Below are 19,899 nucleotides of genomic sequence, written 5' to 3'. Positions count from 1 at the left end.
GATGAACGGACAACTATGGCAGCACAGCCTCATGTTGCACTCACGATCAGTGAGTTACACGCAGCGCTTACTTCAACAAAGCACAAGGACACAACGAATCGTGTGACAGCAGGCTCTGACGTTCAAGTAGATAGAGCCGTCGTGATGACCATGGGCGCGTTGCATGCCGGTCATATGGAACTTGTGAAGCAAGCACGTGCACGTGCACGCCAGGTGGTAGTCACAATTTTTGTTAATCCGCTGCAGTTTGGTCCGAACGAAGACTTTGAGGCATACCCGCGGACTCTTGACGCCGATCTTGAACTGTTGGCTGAACATGGCGCAGATGTTGTGTTCGCTCCAGATTTGGAAGAGATGTATCCGGGTGGGGACCCCCTTGTTCGAGTGACGTCAGGGCACTTAGGCACAATTTTGGAAGGTGCCTCACGTCCCGGACACTTCGATGGCGTGCTGACTGTCGTCAATAAGCTTTTGCATCTGACAAAGCCGCAACTCGCGTTTTTCGGTCAAAAAGATGCGCAACAGTTGCTGCTGATTTCTCGGATGGTGCGGGACTTTAACTTTGATGTTGAGATTTGCGCGGTCCCTATTGTTCGTCAAGAAAACGGACTCGCCTTGTCGTCACGGAACGCATACCTGCTCGACGACGAAAAACTTATGGCTTTGACCTTGTATAGAGCGTTAAATGCAGCACGTGACGTAGCATACTCTGGCGGTTCAGTAGCCCAGTCTCATCAAGCCGCACACGCTGTTTTTGAAGCAAACCCACAGGTCACACTCGATTATTTTGTCATTGTTGACCCAACAAATATTGGCGAAGTGCAGGAAAACTATGTAGGAGAGGCTCTCGGGCTCGTAGCAGCACGAGTTGGCAGGACTAGACTGATAGATAACATGCACATGCAGTTCGGAGTGCACGAGTAGTGTATTCATCTGGCAGGATGAACGGGCGATTCAGCTAATCGCCATCTCTGCATCTGTGAAATATACGATTTTGAGGTTTTGAGGCACCCAGTGACGTCTTTGCAACGCCCAATGATGATTGGCAAAATTCACCGTGCGACGGTGACGCAAGCTGACCTGCACTATGTTGGTTCGATCACCGTTGACATTAATCTTTTAGAAGCTGCCGACCTGTATCCAGGGCAGCAAGTCGACGTTGTTGATGTAACTAACGGTTCTCGTCTGACGACGTACGTTATTCCAGGGGAACGCGGTAGCGGCCAAATTTGTATTAATGGTGCTGCTGCGCATTTGGTACAGCCGGGAGACACCGTCATCCTTATCGCGTACGGGATGATGGCCGACGAAGAAGCCCGACACTATCTTCCACACGTCGTTTTCGTGGATGAGCACAACAAAATTCTTGAAACGTCGGCAGAGCCGGGCCTCGTGCCCGATGGGTTTGGGCTGGAACCTTCTGGCTTGCCTATCGCTCCATTCCAAGCCTGAGACGTGCCACAAGGTCCTAGGCCTAGTCAGGCATAATTGAGAGTCGTGAATACTGTGCACCCGGTTACTGGTTCTTCGCTGACATTACCGACACGACTGTCTGCTCCAGCGCCGGGCTGGGTTACCCACGCGGATGTCATCGTGGTTGGCAGCGGAATTGCAGGGCTCACTGCCGCGCTAGAACTCCGATCACGTGTTGGTCGTGTTTTGCTGGTAACAAAAGACGTGTTGTCGTCAGGCGCGACAGTATGGGCACAAGGCGGAATTGCTGCGGCACTTGACCCTTCTGACTCGCCTCAAGCCCACCTCGAAGACACCCTCGTTGCTGGTGTGGGCTTATGCGATCCTGAAGCCGTTGAAGTGTTGGTGACAGAAGGCCCAGCACGCGTGCGCGAACTTATCGCACGCGGTACACAATTCGACCGCGAAGCTGATGGGGAAGTCGCACTTACACGTGAGGGCGGACACCACGCTGACCGTATCGCGCACGCTGGTGGGGATGCCACAGGCGCAGAGATCTCCCGCGCTTTAGTTGCGCAACTGGAAGCAGTGCGAAACGACCCGGGCATCGAAATTATTGAGCATGCTCAGGTCGTCGACATCCTTACAACATCTGGTCTCGTCGAACCTCAAGACAACGACGAAGACAGGCGCGTAGCCTGCGGCGTCACATTACACGTACGTGGGGAGGGAACCCGCGACGGTGTCGGTTCCGCTTTGGCCCGCGCCGTTGTGTTAGCGACTGGTGGCATCGGGCAACTGTATGTGTCGTCGACTAATCCTTCTCAAGCGACAGGTGACGGCGCTGCCGCCGCACTACGTGCTGGCGCAGACCTAGCAGACCTAGAGTTTGTACAGTTCCATCCCACCGTGTTGTGGCTTGGTTCTGGTGCGCGCGGACAACTGACGTTGATTTCTGAGGCTGTTCGCGGCGAAGGCGCATATTTGATTGACGTTGAGGGTCACAGGTTCATGCCGGGGCTACACCCTATGGCAGAACTTGCTCCACGTGATGTTGTCGCCCATGCGATTGTCGCCCAAATGGAGAAAACCGGCTCGGACCATGTGCTGCTTGACGCCCGTCACTTAGGTGCAGACTTTTTAAAATCGCGGTTCCCAACTATCTGCGAGAAGTTACGTGAACAAGGGTTTGATTTAACAGCTGAGCCTGTTCCGGTAGCGCCAGCCCAGCATTATCACTCTGGTGGCATCGTAACGAACACACAAGGACGCTCGACTTTGCGTGGCTTGTATGCCGTTGGTGAAGCTGCCTGCACCGGTGTACATGGTGCTAATAGGCTGGCCTCTAATTCACTGCTCGAAGGCCTAGTTTTTGCTAAGCGTGCTGCACAAGACATTGCTGATCGGATAGCTGCCGGTGAACTCCCACAGCGTGAGGCACTTTCTCGTCCAGGGAATGCTGGCCTTGTGATGGCTGCATCTCGGTCCGCTATTCAGCGGGAGATGACAAAGGGCGCTGGTGTGCGTCGCACAGCGCAATCGTTAACGACAACGCTTGGTGCTTTAGGGCGAGTTCGCTTGGATGCAGACGTGCCAGAACCTACTTCTGGTGACCATTTTGTTGTGCCACAGTCTGCTGAGTGGGAAACAACAAACATCCATCAAGTTGCTGCGGCTCTAGCAAGCGCTGCGCTGCGTCGTGAAGAGACTCGCGGCGGCCATTTTCGAGCTGACTTCGCGCACTCGGATGATCAGTGGCTGCGTCGAGTAGTTGTACGCCTTAATGATGCTGGGGAGCTTGTCACAGACCTTGCATTGTTGACTCGTGAACCCCACAATTAAGCCAATTTTTGTTGAATTGAGGTAGTGATGTCGTCGTCTCACGTGGTTGGTAACCCTATGGCTCCGCACGTTCGGTCTTTAGATGTGGAGTGGGTTCACGACGTGGTTCGTCGAACCCTCGACGAGGATTTAGGTGGTTTCCCTGGCCGCGACGTCACTTCGTTTTCGACGATGGACCCATCCGTGCAAGCTACAGCGCACTTGATGGCTCGTGAAGACGGGGTTGTTGCCGGACTTGCTGTTGTCCCTGAAGCTTTAGCGCAGGTCGCAGCACGTTTCAACATGGGAGACACCTCCGTTGTCTTTGATGTTTCAGACGGTGCTCGCGTGCGTAAAGGTGACCGTTTGGCGGTATTGCAGGGGTCTGTGCAAGCGATTTTGATTGCTGAACGCTCGTTGTTGAACCTTGCCTCGCGTGCTTCTGGTGTTGCGAGTGCTACGCGTGCTTTTGCTGATGTTCTTGAGGGAACGGGCGCGATGGTGTTGGATACGCGAAAGACGACTCCGGGGCTCCGCGAACTTGATAAGTATGCGGTTCGGGCGGGTGGTGGCACTAATAAGCGTATGGGCTTGTATGACGTAGCGATGGTGAAAGACAACCACGTTGTGGCTGCTGGTTCGATTGCTGGTGCTGTTACTGCGGTACGTGAGAAGTTCCCTGATGTTGTTATTCAGGTTGAAGCGGATACCTATGAGCAGACGTTAGAGGCTGTTGCTGCTGGGGCGCGGTTCTTGCTTTTGGACAACATGTCATGCGAAGACATGACCCGCGTTGTTGATGCCTTGCGTCCGCAAGAAGCTGCATTAGGGAAGATCGAGTTAGAGGCTACCGGAAACATCACTCTTGATAGGGCTGCCGCTATCGCAGCGACCGGGGTCGATTACATGTCAGTGGGGGCTCTCACACACTCTGCACCCATCATGGATCTAGCTTTGGACCTCATGGAATAACGTTATTTTTTGGCGGGTTTTTTAAACGTGAGGTGTACCACCCGTTCGGAAAGTTTTTGACTTGCAGTTCGCAGATAGAATTAGCAGGTGACTGTAGACCCAAATAACGCCGCAAACGCCACAACAGTGGCGCACCCATCCGCTGAGAATGATGTTCCTGAGCAGCTGCGCGTTCGACGCGAAAAGCGCGCTCGGTTAATTGCGGAGGGAGGCGAGGCTTACCCTGTCACTGTTGACCGCACTCACACGATTAAGCAGGTGCGTGAACAATACGCGCATTTGGAAACCGGTGAGGAAACCGACGATGTCGTCGGCGTCGCCGGTCGTGTTGTCTTTTTGCGTAACACTGGAAAACTGTGCTTTGTTGCCGTGCAAGATGGTGAAGGCAACCGTGTGCAGATCATGCTTTCGCAAGGTGAAGTTGGTCCTGAGTCGCTTACTGCGTTCAAATCTGATGTCGATTTGGGTGACCACCTTTTCGCAAAAGGCCGCGTAATCTCGTCAAAGCGTGGTGAACTATCCATTTTTGCTTCTGAATGGCAGATTGCTGCGAAGGCTTTGCGTCCGCTACCAAACATGTATGAGCGCGAAGATGGAACCACTGCTGAACTTTCAGAAGAAGCACGCGTACGTCAACGTTACGTTGACTTGATTGCTCGTCCAGCTGCTCGCGAGAACGCTCGTATGCGTGCCGCGGTTGTGCGTTCATTGCGCGAAAACTTCCACAAGCGCGATTACATTGAAATTGAAACACCAATGCTGCAAACAATTCACGGTGGTGCAGCAGCGCGCCCATTTATGACGCACATGAATGCGTTTGATATGGACTTGTATTTGCGTATCGCACCCGAGCTCTTCTTGAAGAGGGCTGTTGTTGGTGGAATTGAGCGAGTGTTCGAAATTAACCGTAACTTCCGTAACGAAGGCGCGGATTCAAGCCACTCACCTGAGTTTGCCATGCTAGAAGCATATGAAGCATATGGTGACTACAACACTATGGCGACCCTTACTAAAGATTTGGTGCAGACTGCAGCTAAGGACGTTTATGACGGGGAAACCTTAGTTACTCTGCCCAACGGCGAAGAGTATGAACTGGGTGGAGACTGGGCTGAAATTTCCATGTATGACTCATTGTCTGCTGCTTTGGGTGAGGAAATCACGCCAGAGGCATCAGTGCAGTACTTGAGCGCTTTGGCAGATAAGGTCGACATTAAACTCGATCCTAAGAAAGCCAACCACGGAAAGCTCGTAGAAGAGTTGTGGGAACACTACGTTGGTAATGATTTGTATGCACCAACATTTGTTCGTGATTTCCCAGTAGAAACGTCACCATTAACGCGTGATCACCGTTCACGTAAGGGCGTCGTTGAAAAGTGGGACCTTTACGTGCGTGGTTTTGAATTAGCTACCGCATATTCAGAATTGGTTGACCCTGTTATTCAGCGTCAACGTTTTGAAGCGCAAGCAATTCTTGCTGCTGCGGGTGACGACGAAGCTATGGTGCTGGACGAAGACTTCCTTACTGCTATGGAATATGCGATGCCACCAAGCGGTGGTATGGGCATGGGCCTAGACCGTCTTCTTATGGCAATTACAGGGCTTGGAATTCGTGAAACTATTCTGTTCCCGCTGGTAAAACCGCAAGTTTGATCCCTATTTGTGGCGATTAAAAGTAGGCAGGTGAAATCATGACTGGTTTTTGGACGGCAGTTGCAGCAATTATTCCTTCCATTGGTGTTGGAGTGTTGTTCTATTTTGCAATGCGGTTTATTGTTCGAGCAGATCGAAATGAACGTGCTCAACTTGCTGAATTAGATCGTGAAGAGCAAACCGATGAGCAGAAATCACCATCGAGTGAATAGGGTTTTCATTTGACGCATTTGTTATTGGGTGTAATGATTTTTATATACGAACGCCAATAACTATGTGAAAAGGTGTAACAATGGCACAGAAAGTTCAAGTCATTCTCGTAGATGACCTTGATGGTGGCGCCGCTGACGAGACTGTTCAGTTTGGTCTTGATGGTGTGTCCTACGAAATTGATCTGAGCACTGCACGCGCTGCAGAGTTGCGTTCGAGCCTCCAGACGTATGTTGATGCTGGGCGCAAGGTAGCACGAGCCGGTGGACGTGGGGTCCGTCGTGCGCAACGCGCACAGGCTAGCGGCCCGGGTGCAAACGAAATTCGCGAATGGGCACGTGAAAACGGCTTTGACGTGAATGAGCGCGGACGTATTTCTCAAGAGATTCGTGACGCTTTCGAAGCTGCTCACTGAGGTAATTTATCCTCGTAAATGAAATGGAGTACTCTCCCTAGGGAGGGTACTCCATTTCATTTATTATGCAGTTTTGTTTGTCTGAAGTTTTCATAAGGAAAGGGATAATTGTGCACCTTTATTTTGGAACATATCCAAGTCAAACAGAAGGAACAGATCGAGAAGGCATTTGGGATGCGCATCTGAATGTGGAGACAGGCGTTTTAGAGGGATTATCCCGCATTTATGAGATGGATTCTCCATCGTTCCTTGCGCTTACCCCTGACCGTGAAAAACTCGTTGCTGTCAGTGAAACACCAAACGGTAAAATCACTGAATTTCGTCGAGAAAACACCAATATTTATGTGCATGCGGAAAACACCACAGGTGGTAGTTACCCCTGTCATGTTTTTGCAGTTGATGGTTTAGCCGTCGTATCAAATTATGGTTCTGGATCCGTGTGGGCTCAGCCGCTACCAATTACTCAAGAAAATCATCCGAACATAGTTGAAGGGAGTTTATTTCAACAGTTCGGGCAAGGCGCAAACCCTGAACGACAAGAAGGCCCACACGCACACTTTGCGGCGCAACTACACAGCACACAATATGTGTGGGTTGCTGATCTTGGCGCAGATAATATTTTTAAATACCAGTTTGTGAGTGACGGCCAAGGCGGGCGCAAACTTTCTGCGTTAGGTAGTGCCGTGTCTGCTCCACAGGGGTCAGGGCCCCGGCACTTTGTCTCAAGCAGTAACGGGTACGTGTATGTCGTCGGTGAACTTGATAACCGCATTCATGCAATACGCGTAGATGCAAGCACTGGTGATGGAGACATTACGGCACACTACCCGGCGATGACGGGAATATATGGGGCTGAATCTTCGTATCCGTCCCACATTGCGTTAAGCGACGACGGCACGCGGTTGTATGTCGCTGTTCGCGGGGCCGACATCATGAGCGTCCACACGATCCTTGACGATGGTTCACTGCGGTACGAAACCGAATTCAGCACCGGCGGTGCATGGCCTCGACACTTTGCGTGCGTTGGTGAAGGCGGCGGCGAGCTGGCAGGTTATGAACTGCTTGTTGTCGCAAACCAAAACTCGTCAACAGTCGACGTGAGCGCGTACAACCCTGAAACTCGCGAGCATAGGTTGCTTTCTTCAACCCACCTACCGGCTCCAGCCTGCGTTCTGCCTGTATAAACGTGAGGGGTCACACCGCCATGGTGTGACCCCTCGTATCGCGCTCCAATACGCGATCACATATGAGATAGGCTGCGCCTACTTACTGCGCGTTCGGGCACTTTTTCAGTTCAACGTCGACGATGCCAGCAACAAACGGCAAGCACGCGCCACAGCCGCCACCGGCACGTGTCTTCACTTGCACATCGTCAAGGGAGCAGCACGTTCCAGATTGGATCAGCGAGCGGATTTCGCCAGCGTTCACGTTGTTACAGGTACAGACCATCGCATCATCGTCAAACGTTGCGCACTCTTCCGGAGTGGCAGGGGTGATCGACGACGCAGTGGTCTCGTCCTCACCGATAAGATTACGAATTGCTGCGAGCGGGTCTGCAGTGGTTTCCATACCCTCCATCATCATCACCAAGTGTCAGTAAGTCATGGGACCTATGGCCCTCGCGGTTATGCGTAATGTGTATCACACTTTGCTCGGGCATTCCTAGGTTTTACGCATTGTTACATGGTTATGGCATGGACGTAGCTTGGAATCAGCCTGCGTCTTTGCGAAACTTGAGAGGTCACACTACCTAGGTGGTTCGCACACGTAATGCTGTCAAGACAAAAACTACGCACCGCAGTACCTGTTACCCAAAATGGCCCACGGGTCGCCATGCTTTCAGTACACACTTCACCCTTAGCTCAACCTGGTGTTGGCGACGCCGGGGGAATGAACGTATACATCACTGAACTAGCGAAAGCCTTAGCGCAGTGCGGTGCACACGTCGAAATATTCACTCGTCGAACAGCAGCTAACCAACCGGACATTGTTGAAATTGCGCATGGCGTATACGCCCGACACATTACGGCAGGCCCGTTCGAAGGGCTCGATAAAAAAGACCTTCCCGGCCAACTCTGCTACTTCACGCAGGGAGTTTTGCGTACACAGCATGCCCGCAACCAAAACTTTTACGACGTCGTGCATTCGCATTATTGGCTTTCAGGGCAAGCCGGATGGCTAGCCGCCGATAGATGGAATGTGCCACTGATACATTCCATGCACACGATGGCACACGTAAAAAATGCAGGCTTAGCGCCAGGAGACACTCCAGAACCGGCTGGCCGCATTATCGGCGAAGAACAAGTAGTGCTTGAATCGTCAGCGCTCGTTGCGAACACCGAATATGAAGCGCAAGAACTCGTCGACTACTATGACGCTGACCCGAGAAAAGTGCATGTTATTGCGCCGGGGGTTGACCTCGACACGTTCACGCCAGTAAACCCGAACGGGCTTACACGCGAGCAAGAACGCGCCCAACACGGATTTGCCCCGCACGACAAAGTCATTGTTTTCGCGGGCCGAATCCAGCCGCTTAAAGGCCCAGATGTGCTTGTTGAAATGCTCGCGCACATTGCCGAACACCATCGCACTGTGTGCTGCCGACGAGGACACGGGCACGCGCAAGCACGCTGCGCACAAACACACGAGTCGTCGTTACTTGGGATGCAAGAAGCCCACGGCAAGGTTCCCACGCTCGTTATTCTTGGGGGAGCCTCAGGCAAGAAAAGCGCGTTAAAAGAATTACGAGCCCACGTGCACCAACTCGAAATTGACGAACATGTCATCTTTGAACCACCAGCACAACGCAACGAACTAGCCGCATGGTTTAGAGTTGCAGACGTCGTGGCTATGCCGTCACGTAACGAAAGCTTTGGTTTAGTCGCTGTTGAAGCGCAAGCCTGCGGCACACCCGTCATTGCAGCGAATGTGGGCGGACTAAAAACCGCGGTAGCACACGGAAAATCGGGGTTGCTGGTGCCGGGGCATGACCCGCAAGAATGGGCACGCACCATTCACAACTACTTTTCTGACGAGCAGTTACGCAACAGCCTCGTCAAACAAGCACGCGCTGTTGCCGCCACATTCACGTGGCAGCACACTGCACAGGCAACACTTGACGTCTACGAAAGTGTTTCCGCACAACAATCCAAAGCCGGGTAAACATCTGTTTGCACGGACAAAAGACCCGCACATGTCGGGTCAAGAAATGGCAGGATAGAGGGTATGACATACAAGCTCGTACTGCTCCGCCACGGCGAGAGCGAATGGAACGCAAAGAACCTTTTCACCGGTTGGGTAGACGTCCAACTGTCTGACAAGGGTCGCGCTGAAGCACAGCGCGGTGGAGAACTTCTTAAAGAAGCAGACATCCTCCCAGACGTCGTCCACACGTCGATGTTGTTGCGTGCAATCACCACTGCAAACCTCGCACTTGAAGCTGCTGGACGCCACTGGATCCCAGTGAAGCGCGACTGGCGCCTCAACGAACGCCACTACGGTGCGTTGCAGGGTAAAGACAAAGCACAAACCCTCGAAGAATACGGGCCAGACCAGTTCAAGTTGTGGCGTCGTTCGTACGACGTGCCACCACCAGCAATTGAAGCAGGCACCGAGTTCTCACAAGACGCTGACCCACGTTACGTTGGAGACGCAGCGGACGTACGCACCGAATGCTTGAAGGACGTTCTTGAGCGCGAAATCCCTTACTGGGAAGGTGCTATTCAGGAAGACCTCAAGGCAGGAAAAACTGTTCTTGTTGCAGCACACGGTAACTCGTTGCGTGCACTGGTGAAGCTTCTCGACGAGATCTCTGACGAGGACATTGCAGAGCTCAACATTCCAACAGGTATGCCTTTGGTGTACGAACTGGACGAGAACTTCAAGCCACTTCAAAAGGGTGGACGCTACCTTGACCCAGAAGCTGCAAAGGCAGCTGCAGAGGCTGTAGCTAACCAGGGCAAGAAGTAAGTCTCTTTGCTTTATAAAGGTGTGGCCCGCTGGAAACCAGCGGGCCACACCTTTTTGTTGCCTATTTTTGTCGGGCCTTATCACTGGTGTGCACTATTCTGCACAGTTTGGAATGTGCAGCATAGTGCACACAAGAGGAGTGGGTGATGTGCGAAACAGAGCGGTAGCGTTACGTAAAACAAAGCAGAACCGAAACTAACGCAAAAATAGGTGAGGGGTCACACCAGATGGTGTGACCCCTCACCTTTGTTTCGCTGGTGACAGCAGCAATCACTATTTGACCCTCAACGAAGACACTGCATCACACAATTGTGTGGACTTCGTCGGCGATTACTACAGTCAGCCCTCCCAGCGATTCGCAAGCCGTAAGGACTGCTCCTTGTGGCGACGGTTAACGGTCGGTGCGTTACGCACCCGAAGTGTGGTGTTCCTTGTCAAAGTCTCCGGTGACAAGGTAGTTGATGCGGCGGGCCACAGAAACACCGTGGTCACCGAACCGTTCAAAGTAACGGGACAGTAGTGTTGCGTCTACGGTTTCTTGAGCGGATCCTTGCCACTCTTGCCCAAGCAACGTAACGAACACGTTGTTGTGGAAGTCGTCGAGTAGGTCGTCGTCGCGTTCGATGTTTCCTGCAACGTCAAGGTCGTGCGAGGAAACAAGGCCGTACACGCGGCGGCCCACACGCTCAGCTGCCCCGACCATACCTTCAAACGTTTCTTGCAGTTGCGGTGGCATTGCAGAGTTTGGGTATGCGCGTCGTGATACTTCAGCGATGTGACGGGCGAGGTCACCCATGCGCTCCAGGCTTGCCGAGAGGCGCAGCGCCGTCACAACGACACGTAAGTCGGTGGCGACCGGCTGCTGCTGTGCCAGAAGCAGCACGCAGCGTTCTTCAAGTGAGCGCTCTAACGCATCAACTTTTTGGTCGTCTTCGATGACTTGTTGAGCCAAAGAAATGTTGGATGTCAGGAGGGCTTCGCCGGCTCTGCTGATTGCAGCGTGCACGAGTTCAGCCATCTGGTCGAGGTCTTCACCGAGTGCTTGAAGCTCGGCCTCGAAAATCTTGCGCATGGTGCTCCTATGAGTTCCTTATCTGGGCACGAGGTGTTGTAGCGCCAGATTCTTGTGCATGGTGTTTACCTTTCCAAGCGCAAGTGTGGTGCGGTCAACTTGCAGGTGAACTGTTGGTGTCGCGTGTATGAACTCTTGGCAGTGAACTGCCGTTAAGTTGTTGAGATTGTGCGATTGTGCTGTTGATGACGCGCCGAGGAGGGAGATTTTCTGTCAAACGCACCGTAGGCTAAAAGGGTGGAAAGCAGTGCGCTCATAGCCGCAGGAGCGGTTGGGCTAGTCGTCGGTGTCCTTGCGACACTCGCATTTTGGTATTCAGAGCATCAGCAGTACAAAACCCCAATCAGGAAAAAAGATGAACTTGGTGATGGGGTTGTGCGCGTGCTCGCTGTGTTGCGTTCAGCCGCAGTTGTATTGCGTGAGGACGATTCGGTGGTGCGCGCCTCAGCGCCAGCGTACGCGTTAGGTGTAGTGCGCGGCGATCGGATCGTGCACCCCTCCATCCAAGACATGATTGATTCTGTGCGCAGGTCGGGGCTTATCGCCGACGAAGAACTTGAACTGCCTCGAGGGCCTGTCGGTCGTGGCCGCGTCATGTTACAGGTGCGAGTAGCGCAATTAGATGCCCGCCACATTGTTGTTCTTGCCGAAGACAAAACTGAAGCTAAACGCGTTGAGACAATTCGCCGCGATTTCACAGTGAACGTCTCCCACGAGTTGAAAACACCAGTTGGTGCTATCGGCTTGCTTGCGGAAACGCTGCAAGATGCGGCTGACGATCCTGAGGCTGTTCGCCACTTTGCTGGACGTATGAGTCAAGAATCTAAACGCCTCGCGCAGCTTGTGCAGGAAATTATTGAACTGTCGCGTCTGCAACTTGAAGGTTCGTCGCATTCCGTATCTATGGTTGATGTTGCCGGGGTCATTGATGAGGCTATTGACCGAGCGAAAGTTGTTGCACAAGGCAAAAACATCACCATTCATGTGGGTGTTGACCGCGACACGTACGTGTACGGTGACCACAATCTTTTAGTGACCGCAGTGCGAAACCTTGTTGATAACGCGGTGTCGTATTCGCCTGAGAACACCACTGTGGGTGTGGGAGTGCACCGTCGTGGTGAGCTCGTCGAAATTTCAGTGGTTGACCAAGGTATCGGAATTTCACCGGAGCAGCAGTCGCGTATTTTTGAACGCTTCTATCGCGTAGATCCTGCCCGTTCGCGGGCAACTGGTGGAACTGGTCTTGGGCTTTCCATTGTTAAGCATGTTGCCGCCGATCATGGCGGTGAAGTGACCGTGTGGTCGCGTGAAGGGAAAGGGTCAACCTTTACGCTCCGCATTCCTGCCGTCAGCGATCTTGATCCTGGAGATGCTGCTGACCAGCCACCGTACGAACTCGATCCGGTGGAAGAGGAAGAAAGCCGGATTACCATGTCTGGTACCACCCGACTTGAACGTCCAAATCGAGTATTACTCCCAACAGATGTGCTGGAGGTGCGTAGCATGCCACCACATTCGGGACCGCCACATAAGGAGGAAGGCGCGTGACGCGCATTCTGGTTGTTGAAGACGAAGAGTCTTACCGTGAGCCGCTCACATATCAGCTCACTCGTGAAGGTTTTGATGTTGTTGCTGTTGCGTCAGGCAGCGAAGCGTTAGACGCATATGATGAGGAACTTCCAGATCTTGTTTTGCTGGATCTGATGCTTCCCGGTTTGTCGGGCACGGAAGTGTGCCGTGAACTGCGTCTTCGTGGTGATGTTCCAGTGATCATGTTGACTGCGAAAGACGGCGAAATCGATAAGGTTGTCGGCTTGGAATTAGGTGCAGACGACTATGTGACGAAACCATACTCGTTTAGAGAATTACTTGCCCGCATGCGCGCAGTTTTACGTAGACGACAAGGGTCAAGCAGCACTGAAACAGCGGAACGCCACGTCAGCGACGACGATTCGCAAGTACTTGCGGCAGGGCCAGTGCGCATGGATGTGGAGCGACACATCGTCACTGTTCACGGGGAGAGTGTTTCGTTCCCGTTGAAAGAGTTTGATTTACTCGAATATTTGCTGCGAAACGCAGGTAGGGTGCTTACTCGTGGGCAGCTCATTGACCGTGTGTGGGGCAGTGACTATGTGGGCGACACGAAAACTTTAGACGTTCACGTCAAACGTATTCGCGCGAAAATTGAAGAAGACCCAGGTAACCCGCAACTAGTGTTGACGGTGAGGGGACTGGGATACAAGTTCGCTGAAGCATCTTGATGTATATGCCCTGATTTAGGGCTTATACATGCTGATACGCGTGTGGCGGTACATTCAATAGAATGCACCGCCACACGCGTTATCACTGCGAAATTATGAACCGACGCTAACGTTTTTCAGGTTTTTACGTGTGCTGCGACGCACAATACCTGTAATGAGAGAGACCAAACCCTTCGACCGTGATCGTTAGTGTTGTAAATAGTTTGCGAGGTGGGTTCCAGTGAGAGTATCACTCCCGGTCAGGGCTTTGGGGGTGCCTTCAAAAACGATTGTTCCACCGTCATGGCCTGCACCCGGTCCAAGGTCGATAACCCAATCTGCGTGGGCAATGACTCGTAGGTTGTGTTCAATGACGATTACCGAGTTGCCTTGCTCTACAAGATGATCGAGTAAGCCAAGCATCAGGTCGACGTCTGCCATGTGTAAACCGGTCGTCGGTTCGTCAAGAACATACAATTTCTTGCCTGTTCCCATGTGTACCGCCAGTTTTAGGCGTTGCCGTTCACCACCGGAAAGGGTGTTTAACGGTTGCCCCAAGCGGATGTAGCCGAGCCCTACACGGTTGAGGTTCTCTAAAATGCTGACAGCTTTTTTGACTTTTGCCGCTGTAAAAAATTCGAGTGCCTGCTCCATGCTCATAGACAACACGTCGTGAATATTGGCTCCTTCAAACGTGTAGTTGAGGACCTCTTGTGTGAAGCGTTTCCCCTCACAGGTTTCACATGTGGACGACACCGTCTGCATAAAACCAAGCTCAGTGAAAATCAGTCCGCTGCCGTTACAGTTTTCGCACGCCCCAGCCGAATTGGCAGAAAACAAGGCAGGTTTCACGTTGTTTGCTTTAGCAAAAGCAGCCCGAATAGGGTCAAGCACGCCCGTATATGTTGCCGGGTTTGAGCGTCGCGAACCGCGGATCGCTGCCTGATCCACAATCTCAACGTCTAAGGCAGGATGTCCAGCCGAATCAAAAACCTGCTTCGCTTTTTTAATGTTGGAATGAATAAGGGAACTCTTACCTGACCCTGCAACACCGGTGACCGCAGTAATGCACCCTAACGGCACATCCACGGATACGTCTTTAAGGTTGTGTTGCCGTGCACGACGAATCTCGGCTTTACCTGCCGGGGAACGTACACCTTCGTCGTCTTCTTTCAACCGGGCTGGAATACGCAAATGCTCACCGGTTAAAGTTCCAGACGACGCAAGTTCGGCAACTGAACCCTGAAAGACGATCTCCCCACCGTGTGTTCCGGCCTTCGGGCCCATGTCAACTACTTGATCGGCTATAGCAATCACTTCAGGTTTATGTTCAACAACCAGCACGGTGTTGCCCTTGTCGCGCAAGCTCACAAGCAGTTCGTTCATGCGGGCAATGTCGTGCGGGTGCAAACCAACAGTTGGTTCGTCAAAAACGTAGGTGACATCGGTTAGTGCAGAACCAACGTGCCGCACCATTTTGACTCGTTGGGCTTCACCACCTGAAAGCGTTCCCGTCACACGGTCTAACGACAAATAGCCCAAGCCGATATGTTCAAGCCCCTGCAAGAGGGCTGCAAGGTTAGCTGCCACAGGCGCAACAGCGCTTGTATCAACCTGGTTAAGCCACACACGAATGTCACTTACTTGCATCGCAGAAACGTCAGCAATGTTCACCCCATCAATGCGGCACTCCAACGCGGCCGCGTTCAAGCGAGTGCCTTTGCATGCGGGGCACGGTTCAAAAGTTGCGGCACGATCCATAAACGCACGAATCTGCGATTGTGCTTTCTCACGATCCTTACTCATGATCGTTCGCTTTACTTTAGGAACAAGCCCCTCATAGGTGGCGTTGTGTGTGCCCACATTAACTTTCATGGCCTCCTGATACACCAAAAGATGCCATTCTTCGTCCGTGTAGTCCTTGAGTTTTTTGTCAGGGTCAAACATTTTCGATTCGACAATAATCTGCCAATACCAGGCACCAACCTGAAAACCAGGAATCGTTAAGGCGCCCTCATTTAACGTCAACTCCCTATCGACCAGCTCATCAAGGTCAAGGGAGTTCACCTCACCGCCACCCTCACACTCCATACACATGCCCGCGGGAGTGTTGAAAGACAAAGCCGCAGACACAGGAACAGCGGGAGAACCAACGCGCGAAAAAATAGTGCGCAAAAATGCTGACGCATCCGTTGCCGTACCCACAGTAGAACGAGAATTAGCGCCAATCGGATCCTGATTCACCACAATCGCAGCGCTCAGATTCGACAACTCATCAACCTCAGGGCGCGCATTGCTCGGCATAAACGACTGCACAAAGGTCGTATACGTTTCATTAATGAGGCGTTGAGATTCCGCCGCAATAACCCCAAACACCAGCGAAGACTTACCCGAACCAGACACTCCAGTAAACACAGTCAATCGCCTCTTCGCGATATCAATATCCACTGACTTCAAGTTGTTCGTGTGCGCGCCACGAACCTTAATCGTTGTATGGGAATCTGCCGGAACAACACCAGAAAAAGTCTCAGACATTTCCTCAGAATAATGAACGAAATAGCAACTGTCAGGTAAATACTCGACGCAAAGTTCAGCGAGTTCACCCAAAAGTAATGTTGAACAGCGAACAAGCCCCTACTGTTCACTTTCGGTTAACCCAAACACCAAACCCCCGTCATTTACGACTCATACGTTTTTTACTGTGCGCAGGAGAACCTGCCACCACACACACATTCAGATAGGTAATACACAGTGAAGAACGTGAAGAGCCGAGTACTGGCAGGCACAGCGTTTACCGGTGCACTCGCACTTGCGTTGACGGCATGTGGAACCGACGCAGTCCAACAAACCACCCCAACTTCATCAGGGAACGACAGTGAAGCAACAGCATCCGGAAGCATCGCCGGTGCCGGTGCATCCTCACAAGAAAAAGCAATGGGCGGATGGATCGCAACCGTTGCTAGCGTTGCCCCAGACCTCTCCGTCACCTACGAAGCCATTGGCTCCGGCGGCGGCCGCGAACAGTTCCTTGCTGGCGGTGTACAGTTCGCTGGTTCAGATGCAGCACTCAAAGAAGAAGAAGTAGCAGCAGGCGCAGACCGCTGCTACGGCGGTGAAGTTCTCGAACTACCGCTCTACATCTCACCAATCGCTGTCGTCTACAACCTTCCAGGTGTTTCCGCAGAACACATCAACATGTCTGCCGAAACCATTGCAAAGGTGTTCAACGGTGACATCACCAAATGGAACGACCCAGCAATCGCAGCAGAAAACGAAGGTGTTGAACTACCAGACATCGACGTCATCCCAGTGAACCGTTCCGACGAATCAGGAACCACAGAAAACTTCACTGAATACCTTGCAGCCGCATCAAACGGCGCATGGACACACGAGCCATCAGGTGACTGGCCACGTTCAGGCACCCAATCAGGCAACGGAACCTCCGGACTCATCGACACCGTAGCTTCAGCAGAAGGAGCAATCGGATACGCTGACGCCTCCCGCGCAGGCGACCTCGGAACCGTAGCACTCAAGGTAGGCGAATCCTACGTACCATTCTCGGCAGAAGCCGCAGCGAAGGTCGTAGACGCAAGCCCACGCTCAGAACACGCAACAGACAAGCGCCTCGTCGTGGAACTTGACCGTTCCACCACAGCAGAAGGCGCTTACCCGCTCGTTCTGATCTCCTACTCGATCGCTTGCTCCGTGTATGAAACCTCAGAAGATGCAACCAACGTAAAAGCATTCCTCAACTACGTTGCATCAGCTGAAGGCCAAACCGTAGCAGCACAACCAGACGTCGCAGGCTCCGCACCAATCTCAGAGAACCTGCGTGCAGAAGTTGTAGCAGCAATCGACTCGATCACCACCAAGTGATCTGACCTAAACCGCATCCACAAGTACTCAGGTGAGAATATTGCCCGACAACATTGACGTAGCAGCAAACGCCCAAGCCACCACGTCACCTACTTCATCCGCAGCCGCCAACCAGAACGCACAACTGGATGGCAGCGGAGCCCGCGCGCACGGGCACAACCAAGGCTCCCACACACAAGGGCGGGGAGACCTCGAAGTAAAACGTCGCGGACGAATCGCCTCAGCACTATCAGCGAAGTGGTTTGAATACCTATCCACGGGCGCCGGGCTGACCATCCTGGTCATCCTGGCGGCCGTGGCAGGGTTCCTCATCTACCGTGCATGGCCAGCACTCGTCGCAAGCCCAGAAGAACTACAAAAGATCTCCTGGTTTAAAGCAGACAACCTGCTCGACTACATTGGCCCACTGATTTTTGGCACGCTACTCGCATCAATACTGGCGTTGCTCGTCGCAGTGCCACTATCGGTTGCGATCGCGCTGTTCATCTCCCACTACGCGCCACGCAAAGTAGCCGGACCACTCGGATACGTGATCGACCTACTCGCAGCAATCCCATCAGTGGTGTACGGCCTGTGGGGCGCACTATGGCTCGCCCCACAACTCGACCCAATCTTCATGTGGATGACCAACACACTCGGGTTCATCCCACTCTTCGCGGACTACCAAGCCCCCGCAAAAAACGTTATGACAGCAAGCCTCGTCCTCGCCGTCATGATTCTGCCAATCATCACCGCAGTCGCACGCGAAGTCTTCCTGCAAACACCACGCCTCCACGAAGAAGCAGCCCTCGCTTTAGGCGCCACCCGCTGGGAACTCGTACGCATGGCAGTGTTCCCCTTCGGACGCTCCGGAGTCGTCTCCGCATCCATGCTCGGCCTCGGACGCGCCCTCGGTGAAACCATGGCAGTACTGATGATCCTGTCACCAGGAACCCTCTTCTCCTTCTTCTTGCTCAAACCAGGACAACACCAAACAATCGCAGCAAACATTGCCGCAAAATTCCCTGAAGCATCAGGACTCTCCGTGTCCACCCTGATCGCTACCGGTCTTGCCCTGTTCGTCATCACACTCGCGGTAAACATGCTGGCCCGATGGATCGTCAGCCGCCGCAGCGAATTTAGTGGAGCTAACTGATGTCTGCCCTCACATCCCCAGAAACCACGCATGGAGTATTCGCGTCTATGCCACGCCTGCCTAAATGGGCTCCATGGGCAAGCCTAGGCGCAAGCATCCTCGCCTCAGCTCTTATCCTGACACTCGCATCAGCCGCATCACCAGCAGGAATCATCGCCCTAGGCGTAGCAGTACACGCTATAGCCCTCACCGCGATCTCCCGCAAAGTTGAAGGCTCCCGCTACTCAACCGACCGCTTCGCGACGACACTCGTCACCATAGCTTTCGGTATCGCACTCATCCCACTGGTCTCACTCCTGTGGACAGTAGGGAGCAACGGGATAAGCGTCATGTCATTCGACTTCCTCAACACCAACATGGTCGGGGTATTCGGCGAAATGACAGAAGGTGGAATCTTCCACGCGATCTGGGGCACCATCCTCGTAACCCTCGCCGCCACCGTCATCTCCGTACCAATCGGTATCCTCACCGCCATCTACCTCGTCGAATACGGCCGCGGTGCACTCGCACGAGGCGTCACTTTCTTCGTCGACGTCATGACCGGCATCCCATCCATCGTTGCAGGTCTCTTCGCATTCTCCCTGTTCACCCTGCTCTTCGGTCCCGCATACCGCGCCGGAATCATGGGTGCAGCCGCACTCGCAGTACTCATGACACCTGTCGTGATCCGTTCCGTCGAAGAAATGCTCAGGCTCGTACCCAACGAACTACGAGAAGCCTCCTACGCACTAGGAGTCACCAAAGCACGCACCATCTTCAAAGTTGTACTACGCACCGCAGTAGGCGGAATAGTCACCGGAGTCATGCTGGCAGTAGCCCGCGTCATCGGTGAAACCGCGCCACTACTCCTCACAATCGGTATCGCCGCAGACGTGAACTGGAACCTATTCGAAGGACGCATGGCAACACTGCCAGTATTCGCCTACCGCCAATATTCCCAAGGTGGCATAGGCGTCGACCGCGCATGGGGAGCAGCCCTAGCCCTCATCGTCATCGTCATGCTGCTCAACATAGTGGCACGCATGATCTCCAAATACTTTGCCCCCAAACTGGAACGATAGCCCACTCGTCCCGCCCCACCAACAACTTCCGAGGCACACCCGATGAGCCCCGGCTAGAGAGAGTA

18 protein-coding genes are annotated in these 19,899 nt (G+C 53.1%); 15 read left to right on the top strand and 3 right to left on the bottom strand.

Going from position 1 to position 19,899, the window contains the following annotated elements; genetic code table 11:
- The first annotated feature begins 15 nt into the window (after positions 1–15).
- The 8 genes from panC (at position 16) to ACR9EC_RS07255 (ending at position 7,665) form a co-directional block, all read left to right on the top strand.
- A complete protein-coding gene (gene panC / locus ACR9EC_RS07290) occupies positions 16–924 on the top strand; it encodes a pantoate--beta-alanine ligase (RefSeq protein ID WP_435298582.1) in 909 nt (302 codons plus the stop codon).
- Positions 925–1,014: 90 nt separating this feature from the next.
- Positions 1,015–1,452: an aspartate 1-decarboxylase gene (panD, locus tag ACR9EC_RS07285; RefSeq protein WP_435298581.1), complete on the top strand. Its 438-nt coding sequence runs from the start codon at positions 1,015–1,017 to the stop codon at positions 1,450–1,452.
- Positions 1,453–1,506: 54 nt separating this feature from the next.
- Positions 1,507–3,255, top strand: coding sequence for an L-aspartate oxidase (locus ACR9EC_RS07280; RefSeq protein ID WP_435300629.1), 1,749 nt, complete (start codon positions 1,507–1,509; stop codon positions 3,253–3,255).
- Positions 3,256–3,282: 27 nt separating this feature from the next.
- A complete protein-coding gene (gene nadC / locus ACR9EC_RS07275; protein WP_435298580.1) occupies positions 3,283–4,206 on the top strand; it encodes a carboxylating nicotinate-nucleotide diphosphorylase in 924 nt (307 codons plus the stop codon).
- An 87-nt stretch (positions 4,207–4,293) separates the two neighbouring features.
- Complete coding sequence (lysS, locus tag ACR9EC_RS07270; protein ID WP_435298579.1) at positions 4,294–5,856, top strand: lysine--tRNA ligase; 1,563 nt, start codon at positions 4,294–4,296, stop codon at positions 5,854–5,856.
- Positions 5,857–5,894: 38 nt separating this feature from the next.
- Entirely contained in the window at positions 5,895–6,068 is a 174-nt protein-coding gene (locus ACR9EC_RS07265) for a hypothetical protein (protein WP_435298578.1), read from the top strand.
- Between the two features lie 80 nt (positions 6,069–6,148).
- Positions 6,149–6,481: a histone-like nucleoid-structuring protein Lsr2 gene (locus ACR9EC_RS07260; protein WP_435298577.1), complete on the top strand. Its 333-nt coding sequence runs from the start codon at positions 6,149–6,151 to the stop codon at positions 6,479–6,481.
- Between the two features lie 110 nt (positions 6,482–6,591).
- Complete coding sequence (locus ACR9EC_RS07255) at positions 6,592–7,665, top strand: lactonase family protein (protein WP_435298576.1); 1,074 nt, start codon at positions 6,592–6,594, stop codon at positions 7,663–7,665.
- 82 nt (positions 7,666–7,747) lie between these two features.
- On the opposite strand, the gene ACR9EC_RS07250 is transcribed toward ACR9EC_RS07255, so the two are convergent.
- Positions 7,748–8,050, bottom strand: coding sequence for a (2Fe-2S)-binding protein (locus ACR9EC_RS07250; RefSeq protein ID WP_435298575.1), 303 nt, complete (start codon positions 8,048–8,050; stop codon positions 7,748–7,750).
- Positions 8,051–8,251: 201 nt separating this feature from the next.
- Here ACR9EC_RS07250 and ACR9EC_RS07245 point away from each other — a divergent pair, with 201 nt between their 5' ends.
- A complete protein-coding gene (locus ACR9EC_RS07245) occupies positions 8,252–9,643 on the top strand; it encodes a glycosyltransferase (protein WP_435298574.1) in 1,392 nt (463 codons plus the stop codon).
- A 63-nt stretch (positions 9,644–9,706) separates the two neighbouring features.
- Entirely contained in the window at positions 9,707–10,450 is a 744-nt protein-coding gene (locus tag ACR9EC_RS07240; RefSeq protein ID WP_435298573.1) for a phosphoglyceromutase, read from the top strand.
- 406 nt (positions 10,451–10,856) lie between these two features.
- Here the strand turns inward: ACR9EC_RS07240 and phoU are convergent, their stop codons facing one another.
- Positions 10,857–11,522 carry a phosphate signaling complex protein PhoU gene (phoU, locus tag ACR9EC_RS07235; RefSeq protein ID WP_435298572.1) on the bottom strand — a complete coding sequence of 222 codons (666 nt, stop codon included), beginning with the start codon at positions 11,520–11,522 and terminating at the stop codon, positions 10,857–10,859.
- A 237-nt stretch (positions 11,523–11,759) separates the two neighbouring features.
- On the opposite strand from phoU, the gene ACR9EC_RS07230 reads away from it, so the two are divergent.
- Both ACR9EC_RS07230 and ACR9EC_RS07225 read left to right on the top strand, forming a co-directional pair.
- Positions 11,760–13,070, top strand: coding sequence for a sensor histidine kinase (locus ACR9EC_RS07230; RefSeq protein WP_435298571.1), 1,311 nt, complete (start codon positions 11,760–11,762; stop codon positions 13,068–13,070).
- On the top strand, positions 13,067–13,783 hold the full coding sequence (locus ACR9EC_RS07225) for a response regulator (RefSeq protein WP_435298570.1): 717 nt from the start codon (positions 13,067–13,069) through the stop codon (positions 13,781–13,783). The genes ACR9EC_RS07230 and ACR9EC_RS07225 overlap by 4 nt, the downstream gene beginning before the upstream one ends.
- A 186-nt stretch (positions 13,784–13,969) precedes the next feature.
- Here the strand turns inward: ACR9EC_RS07225 and ACR9EC_RS07220 are convergent, their stop codons facing one another.
- The gene (locus ACR9EC_RS07220; protein ID WP_435298569.1) at positions 13,970–16,297 is read right to left on the bottom strand and encodes an ATP-binding cassette domain-containing protein; all 2,328 of its coding nucleotides are present in this window, start codon (positions 16,295–16,297) and stop codon (positions 13,970–13,972) included.
- A 216-nt stretch (positions 16,298–16,513) separates the two neighbouring features.
- On the opposite strand from ACR9EC_RS07220, the gene pstS reads away from it, so the two are divergent.
- The 3 genes from pstS to pstA all read left to right on the top strand — a co-directional run bounded on the left by pstS (position 16,514) and on the right by pstA (position 19,834).
- On the top strand, positions 16,514–17,638 hold the full coding sequence (pstS, locus tag ACR9EC_RS07215; RefSeq protein WP_435298568.1) for a phosphate ABC transporter substrate-binding protein PstS: 1,125 nt from the start codon (positions 16,514–16,516) through the stop codon (positions 17,636–17,638).
- A gap of 214 nt (positions 17,639–17,852) precedes the next feature.
- The gene (pstC, locus tag ACR9EC_RS07210; RefSeq protein WP_435300628.1) at positions 17,853–18,773 is read left to right on the top strand and encodes a phosphate ABC transporter permease subunit PstC; all 921 of its coding nucleotides are present in this window, start codon (positions 17,853–17,855) and stop codon (positions 18,771–18,773) included.
- Positions 18,773–19,834 carry a phosphate ABC transporter permease PstA gene (gene pstA, locus ACR9EC_RS07205; protein ID WP_435298567.1) on the top strand — a complete coding sequence of 354 codons (1,062 nt, stop codon included), beginning with the start codon at positions 18,773–18,775 and terminating at the stop codon, positions 19,832–19,834. The genes pstC and pstA overlap by 1 nt, the downstream gene beginning before the upstream one ends.
- Positions 19,835–19,899 lie beyond the last annotated feature (65 nt).

Origin of the sequence: Timonella sp. A28, from assembly GCF_051200815.1 — a bacterium.
GTDB lineage: Bacteria > Actinomycetota > Actinomycetes > Actinomycetales > Cellulomonadaceae > Timonella.
The sequence above is the reverse complement of the archived record's forward strand: the minus strand, read 5'-3'. Positions and strand labels throughout refer to the sequence as shown.

Excerpts from the sequence above, each read along its gene's own strand:
- panC (WP_435298582.1), top strand. The coding sequence starts at position 16 with ATGGCAGCACAGCCTCATGTTGCACTCACGATCAGTGAGTTACACGCA.
- nadC (WP_435298580.1), top strand. The coding sequence starts at position 3,283 with ATGTCGTCGTCTCACGTGGTTGGTAACCCTATGGCTCCGCACGTTCGG.
- ACR9EC_RS07265 (WP_435298578.1), top strand. The coding sequence starts at position 5,895 with ATGACTGGTTTTTGGACGGCAGTTGCAGCAATTATTCCTTCCATTGGT.
- ACR9EC_RS07260 (WP_435298577.1), top strand. The coding sequence starts at position 6,149 with ATGGCACAGAAAGTTCAAGTCATTCTCGTAGATGACCTTGATGGTGGC.
- ACR9EC_RS07250 (WP_435298575.1), bottom strand. The coding sequence starts at position 8,050 with ATGGAAACCACTGCAGACCCGCTCGCAGCAATTCGTAATCTTATCGGT.
- ACR9EC_RS07245 (WP_435298574.1), top strand. The coding sequence starts at position 8,252 with ATGCTGTCAAGACAAAAACTACGCACCGCAGTACCTGTTACCCAAAAT.
- ACR9EC_RS07240 (WP_435298573.1), top strand. The coding sequence starts at position 9,707 with ATGACATACAAGCTCGTACTGCTCCGCCACGGCGAGAGCGAATGGAAC.
- phoU (WP_435298572.1), bottom strand. The coding sequence starts at position 11,522 with ATGCGCAAGATTTTCGAGGCCGAGCTTCAAGCACTCGGTGAAGACCTC.
- ACR9EC_RS07220 (WP_435298569.1), bottom strand. The coding sequence starts at position 16,297 with ATGTCTGAGACTTTTTCTGGTGTTGTTCCGGCAGATTCCCATACAACG.
- pstA (WP_435298567.1), top strand. The coding sequence starts at position 18,773 with ATGTCTGCCCTCACATCCCCAGAAACCACGCATGGAGTATTCGCGTCT.